Origin of the sequence: Fretibacterium fastidiosum (assembly GCF_964642095.1) — a bacterium.
Classification (GTDB): domain Bacteria; phylum Synergistota; class Synergistia; order Synergistales; family Aminobacteriaceae; genus Fretibacterium; species Fretibacterium fastidiosum.
This window is the reverse complement of sequence record NZ_OZ209244.1, coordinates 2,799,426-2,813,364: the sequence shown is the minus strand read 5'-3', so window position 1 is coordinate 2,813,364 and position 13,939 is coordinate 2,799,426. Positions and strand designations below refer to the sequence as shown.

At 62.8% G+C, this 13,939-nt stretch carries 12 protein-coding genes; 11 read left to right on the top strand and 1 reads right to left on the bottom strand.

What is annotated here, in order from left to right:
• The first annotated feature begins 35 nt into the window (after window positions 1-35).
• On the top strand, window positions 36-2,072 hold the full coding sequence (locus ACK28C_RS12615; RefSeq protein ID WP_015556515.1) for a Synerg-CTERM sorting domain-containing protein: 2,037 nt from the start codon (window positions 36-38) through the stop codon (window positions 2,070-2,072).
• Window positions 2,073-2,343: 271 nt separating this feature from the next.
• Window positions 2,344-3,330: a hypothetical protein gene (locus ACK28C_RS12610; RefSeq protein ID WP_015556514.1), complete on the top strand. Its 987-nt coding sequence runs from the start codon at window positions 2,344-2,346 to the stop codon at window positions 3,328-3,330.
• Window positions 3,331-3,852: 522 nt separating this feature from the next.
• On the opposite strand, the gene ACK28C_RS12605 is transcribed toward ACK28C_RS12610, so the two are convergent.
• Window positions 3,853-5,166 carry a PAS domain-containing protein gene (locus ACK28C_RS12605; protein WP_015556513.1) on the bottom strand — a complete coding sequence of 438 codons (1,314 nt, stop codon included), beginning with the start codon at window positions 5,164-5,166 and terminating at the stop codon, window positions 3,853-3,855.
• 684 nt (window positions 5,167-5,850) lie between these two features.
• On the opposite strand from ACK28C_RS12605, the gene thrS reads away from it, so the two are divergent.
• The 9 genes from thrS to ACK28C_RS12560 all read left to right on the top strand — a co-directional run bounded on the left by thrS (window position 5,851) and on the right by ACK28C_RS12560 (window position 13,910).
• On the top strand, window positions 5,851-7,752 hold the full coding sequence (thrS, locus tag ACK28C_RS12600; protein ID WP_015556512.1) for a threonine--tRNA ligase: 1,902 nt from the start codon (window positions 5,851-5,853) through the stop codon (window positions 7,750-7,752).
• A 521-nt stretch (window positions 7,753-8,273) separates the two neighbouring features.
• A complete protein-coding gene (gene saoT / locus ACK28C_RS12595) occupies window positions 8,274-8,528 on the top strand; it encodes a thioredoxin-like (seleno)protein SaoT (RefSeq protein WP_015556511.1) in 255 nt (84 codons plus the stop codon).
• Window positions 8,525-9,622 (top strand): efflux transporter SaoE, encoded by a 1,098-nt coding sequence (saoE, locus tag ACK28C_RS12590; protein WP_015556510.1) that lies wholly within the window; start codon window positions 8,525-8,527, stop codon window positions 9,620-9,622. The genes saoT and saoE overlap by 4 nt, the downstream gene beginning before the upstream one ends.
• On the top strand, window positions 9,619-10,089 hold the full coding sequence (saoC, locus tag ACK28C_RS12585; RefSeq protein ID WP_015556509.1) for a Cys-Cys-COOH (seleno)protein SaoC: 471 nt from the start codon (window positions 9,619-9,621) through the stop codon (window positions 10,087-10,089). The genes saoE and saoC overlap by 4 nt, the downstream gene beginning before the upstream one ends.
• A gap of 59 nt (window positions 10,090-10,148) precedes the next feature.
• The gene (saoX, locus tag ACK28C_RS12580) at window positions 10,149-11,306 is read left to right on the top strand and encodes an ABC transporter substrate-binding subunit SaoX (RefSeq protein ID WP_243440605.1); all 1,158 of its coding nucleotides are present in this window, start codon (window positions 10,149-10,151) and stop codon (window positions 11,304-11,306) included.
• Entirely contained in the window at window positions 11,299-12,123 is an 825-nt protein-coding gene (gene saoB, locus ACK28C_RS12575) for an ABC transporter substrate-binding (seleno)protein SaoB (RefSeq protein WP_243440604.1), read from the top strand. Before saoX ends, saoB begins: the two co-directional genes overlap by 8 nt.
• The gene (gene saoP / locus ACK28C_RS12570) at window positions 12,057-12,908 is read left to right on the top strand and encodes an ABC transporter permease subunit SaoP (protein ID WP_243440603.1); all 852 of its coding nucleotides are present in this window, start codon (window positions 12,057-12,059) and stop codon (window positions 12,906-12,908) included. The genes saoB and saoP overlap by 67 nt, the downstream gene beginning before the upstream one ends.
• A complete protein-coding gene (locus ACK28C_RS12565) occupies window positions 12,889-13,668 on the top strand; it encodes an ABC transporter ATP-binding protein (RefSeq protein ID WP_015556507.1) in 780 nt (259 codons plus the stop codon). The genes saoP and ACK28C_RS12565 overlap by 20 nt, the downstream gene beginning before the upstream one ends.
• Before the next feature lie 32 nt (window positions 13,669-13,700).
• Window positions 13,701-13,910: a hypothetical protein gene (locus tag ACK28C_RS12560; RefSeq protein WP_015556506.1), complete on the top strand. Its 210-nt coding sequence runs from the start codon at window positions 13,701-13,703 to the stop codon at window positions 13,908-13,910.
• Window positions 13,911-13,939 lie beyond the last annotated feature (29 nt).

The following is a 13,939-nucleotide window of genomic DNA, read 5'->3' as shown; positions in this document are numbered from 1 at the left end:
GAGGCCATGGCACTATTAAGAGGATGGTGGTAGGAATGAGAAAGCGGTTCTTTGCAATTCTGGCGTTAATCCTGGCGCTGGCGTTCCCGGTTGCCCCGGCAGGAGCTGAGCTGATCTTCACGCGGCAGGACAACAGCTACGCCAACACAGCTCTGGGCATCGTCCTGGGGGATGGGGTGCCCATCCATCCCCTGGTCAGCAACATGGGGGGCAACCAGGGTCAGGGCATCTACCCATTCGTCAACGCGGACGGCAATTTCCGCGTCGCGATCACCCTCTACACCCTGAACGGTACGGACGTCATTAACATCCACGACCCCGGCCCCAAGGAGAACTGGAAGATCCCTCAGACATGGAACCGCCCCCAGGAGGCTGGCACCTCGCTGCATAACACCCGGATACTGGTCCCCTCGGGAGGGTATCTCTACGGTACGGCCTACGACATTCCTACGATCAACCGCGTGTCGACCCGTGGAGACCAGTACACGGAGGACAAGACGTACCTCTACACGCCGTCCTCCTCTGGGAACAAGGCCCACGGCGAGGGGCTGGTCCCCTATGGGGACGCGCTCTACGCCATCTTTACCGAGGGGCACGATGTGTGGAACATCGCAGGCGTCGGCTACGCGCCCAACCGGCTGGTGAAGCTGGACAAGGACCTGAACGTGCTGGCGAACAAGCCGATGCTGGGCAAGAACCTGGACGGCTTCACCCCCGGCGCCTACATCCGACAGGGAAACCTTCTCTACGTGGCCACGCTGGGCGGAGTCCAGCCCTTCGGGAACACGTACAATCCCGACTCCTGCGTGGAGATCGTGAACCTGGACACGATGGAGGTCTCCGCGCCTGTGACGGCAAGAAGGATGAAGGAGAAGGACCCCACCTTCAGCCACATGTTCGGGGCGGTCGCGTCGGCATGGGGCAAGATCTACGTGCAGGCTACGCAGTGGGTCTCCGAGGAGGAGTACAAGCCGGGCTACAGCATCCGCGTCTATGAGACGACGGCGGAACGCCTGGCCGCCGGTGACCTGGGAACGCTGCTGCGGGACTTCAAAGGGAAGTACGGTTATCGGATGGGCCTGGTCTATGACCCGGAGCGAAACTACCTGTGGGCGGGCGTGGGCTACAGCCTGTGGCGCTACGACGGGACGAATTGGAGGGAGTTCGATGCCAACGCGCTGGGCGGGAACATCTCGGCCTACACGGCAATCTCCATCCAGACCGGCCCGGTGATCCCACCGTCCCCGTCTCCCAGTCCAAGCCCTTCACCGAGTCCATCGCCAAGCCCCTCTCCGTCGCCCACGCCGCAGCCCGGCCAGCCGGAGTCCGGCATTGTGCCCAGCCTTCCGGGCGGTTCCCCCGAGGGTATCCAGGCCGTGAAACCGGAATATTTCGCGGCGTCCGGCCAGGCGGAAGAGTTGACGAAAGCGGCGGAGGCGCTCTCCCGGACGGGGCTGACCCGGGACGATCTGAGGGCGGACTCCGATAGTGGCGTCGTGAAGCTCGCGCCCAGGGTTGCCAGGGAGGTGGCGAAGAAGGTGCTGCCGGCCTCCGAGACGACCGCGACCGTCAAGCTCCTTCCGGTCCTCACGGCCCGACTGAACAAGGCCGGCGGTGTTGCGGCGGCAGGCGTGGCGTTGACGGTCACGGATCCCAAGGGCAAGAGGGGTGCGGACGTGAAGCTGCTCAAGGTCACGGGACCGGATAAGGGCGTGCTGCTGACGTGGGCGGCCAGGCCTGCGGACTTCGCCGACGGACGCTTCACGGTGCTGGACGACAAGGGCAACATCGTCGAGGACCTGAAGCCTTATATTCCTTACGTCCTGACGCTGTTTATCCGGGACGGCGGCCCGCTGGACCTGGACGGTGCGGCGGACGGCAAGGTGGTGGACCCCGCGGCGATCCTCACGGTCGAGGCGTCGGGCACGCCGGCACCGGAGCCAAAGCCAGACACCAACCCCGGCCAGCCCGACAAGGGCAAGGGCGGTGGTGGTGGATGCGACGCAGGGTTTTTGTTGGGCTGGCTGCTGCTCGCTGCGGCTATCCCCGTTGTGTTGCGGCGGAGGGGATGACCCCTCCGGCCCGTTGGGCCACCTGATGAAGAAACCAGCCGACCTGCACAGCTCACTGCGTTCGCTGGCAGTCTGGCCGTCCCCTTTCAGGGGAGGCAAGGCAAGCAGGGCGCGCTTTTGGGCCCCCCTGAAAGGGGGGCTGGCGAGCCCCGAAGGGGCGAGACTGAGGGGTTGTTTTTGAGCCCCTTTCTGAATCAAACTCCCCTGAGCTTTGCTATACTGGTACAGGGAAAGCCTAAGTGCACGGCAAATCACGAAACGAGGTGACGCCATGAGCGGGAAGAAAAAAGACCCATCGGAGAAGGCCGCCAAGGAACCGCGACGCGATGATCTGCTCTGGAAAGATATTCTAAACCGATTCTTCGTCCCCATGCTCCACTCTTTGCTGCCCGACCTGGCCAGGGACCTCGACGAGAAACGGGACGTCGTTTTCCTCGATAAGGAACTGCGCCGGCTGGCCCGCTTCACCCAAAGGTCGGAAGGCGGTGAGCCGGACGGGAACCGATTCGTGGACCTCCTGGCGAACGTCCCCCTCCGTACCCAAGAAGACGCCTGGATCCTCCTTCACGTGGAGGTGCAGGGCCGGGGCGGGAACGAGGACTTCCCTCTGCGGATGCACCGCTACCGTGGCCTCCTGGAGGGACGTTACCGAAGGCACGTCAGCGCCCTGGCTCTCCTCATCGAGCCCCTGTCGGAGGCGCAGTCCTACGGGATCTATTCCTGGGAGGGCTACGGCACGCGGGTGAAGTACGAGTTTCCCGTGTTCAAGCTCTACGAAGGGGACGAAGAGGCCCTGAAGGCGAGCGACAACCCCTTTGACTGGGCGCACCTGGCGGGTTTGAGGGCGTGGAAGAGCCGGAGCAGCGAGCCGAGGAAGCTGAGTTACCTGAAGGAGATGCTGAAGCTCCTGGACGAACAGGGCTGGCCCCACGCGGACAAGGCGCAGCTGTTGGTGTTTATGGAGGGCGTGATTCACCTGACGGAGGACGAGAGCTCCAGGGAGTACGAGGAATGGGAGAGCGCCCTGGAAGAGGCGAAGGAGGCGGGACGGATGTACGTCAGCATCATGGAACGTAAGGGCATTGAAAAGGGCATCCAGCTGGGCAGGACAGAGGGCATTCAGCTGGGTGAGGCAAGGGGCGTCGCTGCCACGGCGCGTCGGATGCTGGGCATGAGTTTCACGTCGGAGCAGATATCTCAGGCGACGGGCCTCTCCCCTGACGAGGTTGCGGCACTGAGGGCCGGGACCGGAAACTGAACGCACCACTTCAGAACAACCCCTCCGCCGCCTTCGGCGGCACCTCCCCTTGCAGGGGAGGCAAAAAGAAGCGGCGCGCTTTTCAGGCCCCCCTGGAAGGGGGGCTGGCGAGCCCCGCAGGGGCGAGACTGCCGGCCCGTGAGCGGTAGCGAACGACAGCCGGAAGGCTCCCCGAGGGGGAGGTGGCGAGTGTTTTTCATAAGACGCGCCTGTCCGACATTCCCCGCCAACGCCTCCACAAGGCAATCCATTGCCTTGCTTCGGCACAGCCGACCGACGCAGCGCCGCAATCGTTGACGCGATTGCATAAGCTGCGTCGTCTGGCCGAGCTACGGAAGTCCCCCGGACTTCCTTCGCCCTCAGCCGACCGACACGACGCCGACCGCCTGTCGGCGTCCGTAAGTCGTGTCGTCTGGCTGCCCTCCGGCCCACTTCCTTACAGGGGAGGCTTGGCCTCTTTATTAGAAGTTGATGACCAACGCGGGCCTCCCCTTCGAGGGGAGGCCCGCACCTTCAGAGCGTCTACGCTGGCTTTGGCCGAAGCGGAATGGGTTGGTTGTTGTAGTGCTCCTCGATGCCCTGGGAGTGGTCCGAGGTCGAGATGAGGATGCGCACCAGCTCGTCGGCGTCGTTGAAGATCGCCTTGAAGATCGTGATGTGCTGCAGCGTTCCGTTGCCGTCGTACAGGGCGAAGGAGGATTCCCGGGTGACGAAGAGCTCTCGGAGAACCGCTACGGCGTGGGAGGTGTTCGGGAAGAGCACGGACATCGGCTGCATCAGGAACCGGCTCTTCTGCGCGTTGTGGAGCTTCAGCAGGGCGTCGTTGGCCGCCACGAGGAGGATGGCGTTGACGAGCTTCCCCAGCTCTGCCTCGGCGCTCTCTGCCTCGGGGCGCTTCAGCGGGCGTTGGGGGACAAGCTGACCCAGGCCGAGGAACGGCTGATTGAAGGTGAAGTCGCGCATCTGCTGTCCCTCACGGAAGGCGTTGCGACAGTTGATCATCTCCTCGGAGAAGTGGAAGATGCAGTAGATGGCGGCGAGGCTGTTCCCCTGGCCAAACTGGCTGGCGCAGGAGACTTCCGCCTCGATGACGTTGCCCTTGCGGTCCAGCAGCGCGGACCGCGCCCGAATGAACCCGATGGTCGTGAGGATGTCCAACATTCGGCAGGCGTCCTCGCTGCGGCTGAAGAATGCGGGGAAGTTTTTCTCCTTCAGCTTGATGGCGCCGTCCTCGGATTCCATATCCCGCTCGACGAGGCCATAGAAGTGGATGGCCGCCTTGCTGGCGCGGACGAGGCGAAGGTGCTTCCCGATGTGGGCGAGGTGGTCGCGCCGGTCGCTGTCCTCGATTCCCGGGGCGACGATGGGGAGCGGGGGGCGAAACTCCAGCCACGGCTCATCCGTGATGTCCGTAAAGATGTTGAAGGCCTCAGAGTCCTTCTGAGCGCGTATCGTGGCCTCGTCCATCTGGGGCAGTTCCTGAAAGCGCAGCATCACGCAGGGCACATCGACGCTCCCCGCCTCTTCAATGGGCGAGGCGGAGGCGGAGAACGTCTTCAGGAACCCCTTCATGTCGGGATAACAAAAGGAAAAGGGAGCGATCTCGGCCCTTCTGTGCCTGGCTTTGGCGTAGACCCCGATCAGCCCGCGCTGAATCGCCCGGGAGAATTGGGGCATTTTCAGGAAGGGCTTGTCCATGAAGGTTTCCTCTGCAAAACCCCATTTGTCCACGAAGGCTTTGTTGTAGGCAAGAACCCGTCCTCGGTTGGGGGCGAGGATCAGAACGGGGTCCGGCAGCGCTTCGATGACCGCCTGTATCTCCTGGCTTGCGTTCATGATGAATCCTCCATAATCAATGACCTCGGAGTACCCTTCGCTCGGTAGTGCGCGCATGTCTCCATCCATGTTTTTCTATTCTACGATGAAAAGTCAGCTGAGACAAGCAAAAGGTGAGTGCCCATCAATTTTGACCACGGTGACGAGGCGCCCACCCGGCGAGGACGGATGAGAGAAGGCCGCCGGTGCCGATCGCGCAGGGCATTGCGATGCGCGTGGTCCTGCGGCAGGGCCGAAAAGTCGCGCTTGCCTAAAAGCCCTTTTGGTGGTATCGTATCGGAAATTGAATGAAAAAAGCGATGAAGAGGACCATTCGCCCTGTCCTGCGCGTTCGCGCAGGGCGGATATCCAGAGAGGCACGCCGCAGGCTGAGAGGCGCGCCATATCCAGGAACAGGACGAAACCCCCTCCGAGCTGGCGTCGAGGCTGGGTCTCTCTTTGTGCGGAGCGGAAGATAAGGCGTCGGGGTCCGCCCCTCACAGCGGACTTGAGTGCCGGCCCGTCGAGGCCGGAAGTGGAGTGGAACCGCGAACGTGTGCCCACGTCGTCTCCTGTGTGCGAGATGACGTGGGCGCTTTTTTGTTTTTGCGGACCGACGTCGGTACGCTGCGCGGTTCGGTTGGCGATTGCGAAGTTTGCTCTGCACGGCGGGGCTGCTTTAGAATTCAAGAGGGGGATTGGAACATGCTGAAGTTTGAGGGAAGCAACGGAAAGTCCTGTGAGTTCGACCGGGAGAGCGTGAGGGCGTCCGAGGTCCTGGAGGCGCTTGGCCTGCAAAAGAAGGCGATCGCCGCGAAGCTGGATGGCGCAGCGGTGGACCTGAACCGCGAGATCCGCGCCGGCGGGAGGGTGGAGCCCTTGACGGCGGCCGACGAGGAGGGCCTTGACGTCCTGCGCCACAGCTGCGCGCATCTCATGGCTCAGGCCATCGAGAGGCTCTATCCGGGGACGCACTTCGGCATCGGCCCCTGCATCAAGGATGGCTTCTACTACGACGTGGACGCGACGGGGACCATCACGGAGCAGGACCTGCCGGCCATCGAGGCGGAGATGAGGAAGCTGACCGGCGCGGCCGAGAAGGTCGAGCGGGAGGAGATGCGGCGCGAGGACGCCTTGAAGTTCTTCAAGGATCGGGGCGATCCCTACAAGGAAGAGCTGATCTCCGAGCTGGAGGCGCCAACGGTGTCCCTCTACCGTCAGGGGGACTACGTGGACCTCTGCCGTGGACCTCACGTGCCGGACACGTCCGTCATCCGGAACTTCAAGCTGCTCTCCGTGGCCGGCGCCTACTGGCGCGGGAGCGAGAAGAACAAGATGCTGACCCGCATCTACGGCACGGCCTTTGCGACGCCCGACGAGCTGAAGGCCTACCTGAAGCGCATGGAAGAGGCGAAGTTGAGGGATCATCGCAAGCTGGGCCGAGAGCTTGACCTGTTCAGCCTGCACGAGGAAGGGCCTGGCTTCCCGTTCTTCCACCCGAAGGGGATGGTCGTGATGAACACGCTCATCGACTTCTGGCGCCGCGAACACGTCCGCCGCGGCTATCAGGAGGTCCGCACGCCCCAGATCCTGGACCGCGAGCTGTGGCTCCGCTCCGGCCACTGGGACCACTACCGCGAGAACATGTACTTCACGGAGATCGACGAAAAGCCCTTCGCCATCAAGCCGATGAACTGTCCGGGCGGCATCCTGATCTACAAGACGCAGCTGCACAGCTACCGCGAACTGCCCATGCGCATCGGGGAGCTGGGCGTCGTCCACCGCCACGAGCGCAGCGGCGTGCTGCACGGGCTGATGCGCGTGCGCTGCTTCACGCAGGACGACGCGCACCTCTACTGCGAGCCCAGCCAAATTCAGCAGGAGGTCATGGGCATCATGGACCTGTGCCGCTACGTCTACAGCGACGTCTTCGGGTTCAAGTACGCCGTGGAGCTCTCGACGAAGCCGGAGAACGCGATGGGGAGCACGGAGCAGTGGGAGGCCGCGGAGAACGGCCTGAGGGCTGCGCTGGAGCAGTCCAACACGCCCTATCGCGTCAACGAGGGCGATGGCGCTTTCTACGGGCCGAAGATCGACTTCCACCTCGAGGACTGCATCGGCCGCACCTGGCAGTGCGGGACGATCCAGCTGGACTTTCAGATGCCGGAGCGATTCGACATGCACTACATCGCGGAGGACGGGAAGGAACATCGGCCCGTCATGCTGCACCGCACGATCCTGGGCAGTCTGGAGCGCTTTATGGGCATCCTCATCGAGCACTACGCGGGTGCTTTCCCCTACTGGATCGCGCCCGTGCAGGCGGAGCTGATCCCCATCTCCGAGGCGCACCGCGCCTACGCGGAGGAGCTGAGGAAGGAGCTCATGAGCTGGGGTGTGCGGACGGAGACGGACAGCCGCGACGAGAAGCTGGGCAAGCGCATCCGCGACGCGCAGCTGCAGAAGGTGCCCTACATGATCGTGATCGGGGACAAGGAGCGCGACGAGCGTCAGGTCGCGGTGCGCGAGCGCACGAAGGGTGACCTGGGCAGCATGTCCCTCGAGGCGTTCCAAAAGCTCCTGAGCGCGGAGTTCAACCCAATCCATTGACGCAATCGCCCTGAGGGGAACGGAGGGGACCGGGAGCGGAACGGCGCTCCCGGTCCTCTGCTCATTGTCCGGCCGGAGCTCGGAACAACGACACGTTGATTGACATTTAGCCGGCGGTGGGGTATAAGTATCGTGAAAAATTCTTTTAAGTAAGGAGGGAACCCGAATGCGACGCTGCGGATACACCTGAGGATGTGGCTTGGATGCACGGGATGCATGCCGTGAGGGAATTCCTTCCGCGAAGGAGTTGTCCGTTCGGGCCCAGCTCTTCAGGAGCTGACGCGCCGTCTTTGTGCGCCGTCGCTCTTTCGATTTTCCTTTGAGTGGGCCGCTTGAGCGGCCTTCTTTTGTCCATCTTCTCATTCCCTTTACGGTTTTTCTCATTCCCTTTCATTCCTTCTAAATCCCTTTTAATCCTTCGGCGACCTCGACGAGGGGAGGGGTGTGCGTGGTGCGCCCTGTTCCTGGCGCAGCTCCTGGATGCATAGGCATACGATTACGCTGTGTGGAGGCGGTTTGCCATGACGAAGGTCGAGTTTATCAATACGTGTCCGTGTTGCGACGGCCATGTGGACGTTCTCAACGAACTGCAGAAGCGTTTTCCGGAGAAGATCGACCTCAAAATCTATTATGCCGGAAAGGATTTCGACTACCTGCCCAAGTACGGTCCCATCACCCGCGGCACGATGATCGTCGACGGAAAGGACCGTTACGAGGACCTGAACCGCCGCACCATCGAGAAGGTCGTATCGGAAGCGATCGGCGAGGAGCTATGAGGCTCTTCCTTCAATACGGCTGGCAGTTCTGCCAATACTCCTGGGGGATGCTGGAGACCAGCGGACCGTGGCTGATCCTGAGCTTCCTGTTCTGCGGCGTCCTGCACGCCGTTCTGCGTCCGGAGACGCTGCAGCGGTCGCTTGGCAACAAGAAGCTGTCCTCCATCGTCAAGGCGACGATCTCCGGGATGCTGCTCCCCATCTGCAGCTGCGGGGTGGTGCCGCTCTCCCTAGGCCTGTACTACTCCGGGGCCTATCTCGGCCCGACGCTGGCGTTTCTGGTGGCGACGCCGATCATCAACCCGGCGGCGGTCATCCTGGCCTATGCGATGCTGGGGCCGCAGATCGCGACGATCTACCTGATCAGCGGCTTCGTCATCCCCTTCGTGATCGGGATCGTCGGAAACGCCCTGGGGGGCCCCGAGCTCCAGTCGCCCGCAGCCGCGGGGCTGGCGGCGGCGCCCTCCGCCCGGGAGGAGCGGCCGGCGCTCCCGCCCCTGATGCAGCGCATCCGCGGGGGGATCGAATGGGGATTCAACGACCTCGCGGTGCAGACGTGCCGCTTCATCGTCGTCGGCACCGCGTTCGCCGCGCTTCTGCTGACGGTCGTCCCCACGTCGTTCATCCTCGACTATCTGAGCGACCCACGCCTGGTGTCGCTGTTGGGGATCACCCTGCTGGGGTGCGTCATGTACGTCTGCGCACTGGGACACATCCCGTTCATCGCGGCGCTGGTCAGCGCCGGTGCGGCACCCGGCGTCGCCGTGACGTTTCTCCTTTCGAGCGTGGCGACGAATTTCCCGGAGATGGTCAGCATCTGGCGGCTGATCGGCAAAAGGGCGGTGACCCTCTATACGGGAATGCTCGTGCTGTTCGGCCTGGCCTTCGGCTACATCACGAACTTCCTCCTGGCGGACAACTTCAGGCCGGTCTTCGACCTGACGCGCTCGCAGGGCAAGATCGATTTCGTCAGCAGGATATCCATCGATTTCCCCGATGGGTTCAAGGTCTTCTGCGCAATCCTCGTCCTCTGCATCGGCGGATACGGCTGGATTCTGCAGTGGAGGCGGTCCCTGCGCAGGAGGGAGGCATGACCCGACTCGTCCCGTGGGGCGCAGCCCTGCTCTGCGCCCTGTTCCTTCTGGCGTTTCCTGGCCCGGGCGCGGCGCCCGGCGGAGCGGAGGACGTCTTCCTGCCCGTGACCAGCCATCCCCTGATGGCGGTCTTCAGGAAGAGCCTCCCCGACAGGGAGGTCCTTTTGACGACGCCCGGGGACTGCAATGCGGACGGCATCGAGGACCTCGTGGTCGTCTACCGCGAGGACAGGGACAAGAACCATATGGTCGCCGTCTACTCCGACGGCGGCGCGTTCCGCCTCTCCGCGCCGGTGCGCGCCCCCCTGGAGAACTGTCGGCTGCAGTGGCGCGATATCGACGAGGTCCCGCCGGTCGAGCTGTTGGTGTCGGGACAAAAGGGCATTTACATCGGATACGCCGTCTTTCGCTTCGTCGATGGGGAGTGGATCAGCCTCTTTGGCGACGGCATGGACGGATGCTGTTGATTTCTTTTTCTGTTTTTTGTTTTTGCGGATTTTCTGAAAACTACCGGAGGCGATGAACGTTGAAGTTGAACAAAAAGTCCTGTTTCTGCGCTCTTGTCCTGACCCTGGTCTGCGTCCTCGGAACGAGCTGCCTGTCGGCCGCCTCGGTCGAGAAGGACGACCCGGTACCGGAGATGGTCGCTCAATACGACCTGGAGCCCCTTCCTGAGGAGGACGCCGACTACACGGTCAACCTGGGGTACTACAACTGCGACCACATGACGGCGGCCTGTGTCGGCAAGGACTCCGGCATTTTCAAGGCCCTGGGGATGAAGGTGGAGATCACCGGAAACGGAAAGGTCCCCGAGGCCATGAGCGCCGGCCGGATGGATATGGCCTATGCCGGCTGGACGACGACGCTGCGCGCCGTGCAGGTCGGCACGCCGCTCTTCATCGCGGCGGAGAACCACACGGGTGGCGCGGAGTACCTCGTGTGCAGTTTCAACATCAAGAAGCCGGAGGACCTGATCGGCAAAAAGGTGGCTGCGGGCGGTGACCCCGCCAACTCGATGAACTGGATGGAGTGGACCGATCAGCTGGGGATCCCGAACGACATCGAGAAGTACGAGAACTACTCGATGAGCGACGCGGACGCCTACTTCTCGATGGTTGCCGGCAAGCTGGACGCCTTCACCTGCTGCGATCCGTGGGGCTCGATGGCCGAGCACGAGAAGACGGGCTGGGTCATGGTCCGCCAGAACACGGATCGAAAGAATGGGCATGGGACGTGCTGCAAGGTCTGCATGAACTACAACTTCGCCAAAAAGCACCCGAAGCTCGCCAGCAGGATGCTCCTGGCCCATACGTTGTGCGTGCAGTACATGTATCAGCATCCCTACAAGGCGGCCCGCATCTTCGCCGAGAACTACAACGTCCCCCTGGAGGTCGGCCTGATGACGCTCTACAAGAAGCTGAACGAGGAGGGCCGAACGATCAGCTGGAAGCTGAACCGCCAGGACATGCAGAACCAGCTCGACACGATGAGGCACTACCACGTCCGCGACGACATCAATACCGTGAACCTGGACGACTACATCGACCTCTCCTACTTCGAGGCCTCCGGCGCGATCGACTTCGACCGGTTCATCCAGGAGAAGGTGGACCCGGTGTTCCCCACCGGAATGAGCTACAAGGACTGGAGGGCGAAGGCCGTCGAGGTTGACGGGATCGTTGAATAGACGCCCCTCTCCGCTCGTCCTCATCCTCTGTGCGGCGCTGGCGGCGACGGCCGTCTTTCTGGCTGCCCCGGCCCGGCGCCCGCACGGAGAGAGGCTCATGATCGCCTGCGGCGAGGACCTGGCCGGACAGATCGTCGCCTACGTCGCCCGGACCGGCAGCGCAAGGGTCAGCTCCGTCGGCATGAAGCAGCTCTCCTTTCTCCAGCTCAGCGACTGCTGCGGAACCCAGGCCGAGTTTGCGCTGGCCGGCGGCGACTTCGACATGGCGGTGCTGTGTCCGGATGCGGCGCAAAAGTTTCTGGCTTCCGGGGTGCCGTTCAGGGTGTTCGGTGGGCTGGTGAAAAATGCGAACGTGCTGGTCGCCAGGGATGTGGCGCATCCTCGGACGGTGGGGTACATGAACGGGCGGGACCTTCAGAAGCAGGCCGTTTTCGCCAACCTGGGGCAGGAGGTAGAGCTGCATCCGATCACGGCCCCGGCCCTGCCGTATGCCCTGGAGTGTGGAGCCGTCGATGCGGTCGTCCTGGATGCCGCCGACGCGATCAGGCTTCCGCAGTATCGGAACCGCGCGCTGTCCTGCGACGCTCCCTCCGCGGTTTTGGTCGTCCATGAGGCGCTGATCGGGAGCACGGATTTCAAAGAATTTGTTGGACATTACAACGATACGGTCGGGAGGTTGGAGGCTTCTCTCTGCGAAGAGCTGCTTCCGCAGGTCCTGGGCGTCGAATGTGGAGAGGAAACATCGAGAGCATGGCACAAAATGAACGTTCAATTGTTAACGCTTCCGGCATCAACTTTTCCACCAGAAGAGGGCTGAACCTGGGCGCCATCATGGGGCGCAGGAAGGGCTTCGTCTGCATGCTGGCCGGCACGCTGGTCGTCTGCCTGCTCTGGTACTTCCTGGCCAGGGCGATCGATCGCAGCCTGATCCTTCCGGACTTCCTCGTCACGATGAAGACCTTCTTCCTCGGGTGGTTCGACAAAAAGGTGATGTCGAACCTCGGCATCACCCTCATGCGCGTCTTCATGGGCTGCGTCTACGCGGTCGCGATCGGGCTGCCGCTGGGGCTCCTCATGGGCTCCTCCCGCACGGCGCTCGTCGCCCTGTCTCCCTACGTGAACTCGATACGGCAGGTCCCCATCATGGCCTGGGTGCCTCTTTCCATCATCTGGTTTGGGCTCGGGGACGGGCCGACCATCTTCATGATCGCCATGAGCGCCGTGTTCCCCATCCTGATCAACACGATCTCCGGGGTCATGAACATCGACCCCAACTACAAGAACGCCGCGCGGTGCATGGGGGCCGGCACGTGGCAGGTCCTGAGGGACGTCGTCGTCCCCGGCGCGCTTCCCAGCTTCCTGACGGGGTGCCGGCTGGCTCTCGGCGGCGCGTGGATGTCGGTCATCTGCGCCGAGTTCATCGCCACCAGCAAGGGGTTCGGCTACATCATGGTCGAGGCGCAGGTGCGCATGAACACGCCTCTTTTGTACGCCCTGATGATCATGTCGGCCCTGGTGGGGTTCGCCATGGACAAGAGCATCGTCCTGCTCGAACACAGCCTGACCGGATGGAGGTACAAAGATGGCGCTCCTGACCGTTGACCACGTCAAAAAATCCTTCGCGGACCGGGACGGACACGTCCGGTCCGTCATCGACGACCTCTCGTTCGAGGTGATGAAGGGGCAGTTCGTCTCACTGCTGGGGCCTTCGGGGTGCGGCAAGACGACCCTGCTGACCATTCTGGCCGGGTTCCAGACCTGCACGGAGGGGACGGCCGCGCTGGAAGGGCGGCCCATCGAGGGGCCGGGCGTAGAGCGCGGCTACGTCTTCCAGAACTACGCGCTCTTTCCGTGGATGACTGTCAGGTCGAACATCCTCTACTCGTTGAGGATCGCCGGGGAGTCCCGGGAAAAGCAGGAGGTGCGGCTGAACGAGCTACTCGAGCTGGCCCATCTCAAGGGACACGAGGGGAAATATCCCATTCAGCTCTCGGGCGGCATGCAGCAGCGCGTCGCCGTCGTGCGCGCCCTGGCCGGCAGGCCGAAGGTGCTTTTGCTGGACGAGCCGCTTGGGGCCATCGACTTTCAGATGCGCGAGATCATGCAGAACGAACTCGATCTCCTCGTGCGCCAGGTCGCCGCGACCGTCGTGATGGTCACGCACGACGTCAGCGAATCCGTCTTTCTCAGCGACAGGGTGCTCGTCATGGGGGCCGGAGGGTGTCGTCTTCTGGCCGACGTCGCGATCGACATGCCCCGTTCGCGCGATCGCTCCTCGAGGCGGTTCAAGGATTACGTCGGCGACCTGACGGACCTGCTGCGCCGGGCGTTCCGCGAGTCCGAAGAACCGTTCTCGGAGTGAGTTTTCAGAATATCGGTAAAGGAGTTTTGAACATGGCAAATTTCAGGGATTCTCTTACCTTCAAGAACTACGACCAGGAGCGCCTCATCATCGACAGCATCGCCGCCCGGCTCTCCGCGGAGGAAAACGCCTTCCGCAAGACGTGTGGAGAGGACGAGGAAGAACGCGGTACCGGGAGCTTCGCCTGCAAGGTGACGGTCGAAAACTGGATCGGAGAGCTCTGGAGGGGCGGGGCTGCGTAAGCGTTCCGACTCTTTTGCGTCTATCGATC

Bases quoted from the DNA above. Each gene is read 5' to 3' on its own strand.
- saoE (WP_015556510.1), top strand. From the start codon at position 8,525: ATGAGGCTCTTCCTTCAATACGGCTGGCAGTTCTGCCAATACTCCTGG.
- saoT (WP_015556511.1), top strand. From the start codon at position 8,274: ATGACGAAGGTCGAGTTTATCAATACGTGTCCGTGTTGCGACGGCCAT.
- ACK28C_RS12605 (WP_015556513.1), bottom strand. From the start codon at position 5,166: ATGAACGCAAGCCAGGAGATACAGGCGGTCATCGAAGCGCTGCCGGAC.
- saoC (WP_015556509.1), top strand. From the start codon at position 9,619: ATGACCCGACTCGTCCCGTGGGGCGCAGCCCTGCTCTGCGCCCTGTTC.
- saoP (WP_243440603.1), top strand. From the start codon at position 12,057: ATGGCACAAAATGAACGTTCAATTGTTAACGCTTCCGGCATCAACTTT.
- ACK28C_RS12615 (WP_015556515.1), top strand. From the start codon at position 36: ATGAGAAAGCGGTTCTTTGCAATTCTGGCGTTAATCCTGGCGCTGGCG.
- thrS (WP_015556512.1), top strand. From the start codon at position 5,851: ATGCTGAAGTTTGAGGGAAGCAACGGAAAGTCCTGTGAGTTCGACCGG.
- ACK28C_RS12565 (WP_015556507.1), top strand. From the start codon at position 12,889: ATGGCGCTCCTGACCGTTGACCACGTCAAAAAATCCTTCGCGGACCGG.
- ACK28C_RS12560 (WP_015556506.1), top strand. From the start codon at position 13,701: ATGGCAAATTTCAGGGATTCTCTTACCTTCAAGAACTACGACCAGGAG.
- ACK28C_RS12610 (WP_015556514.1), top strand. From the start codon at position 2,344: ATGAGCGGGAAGAAAAAAGACCCATCGGAGAAGGCCGCCAAGGAACCG.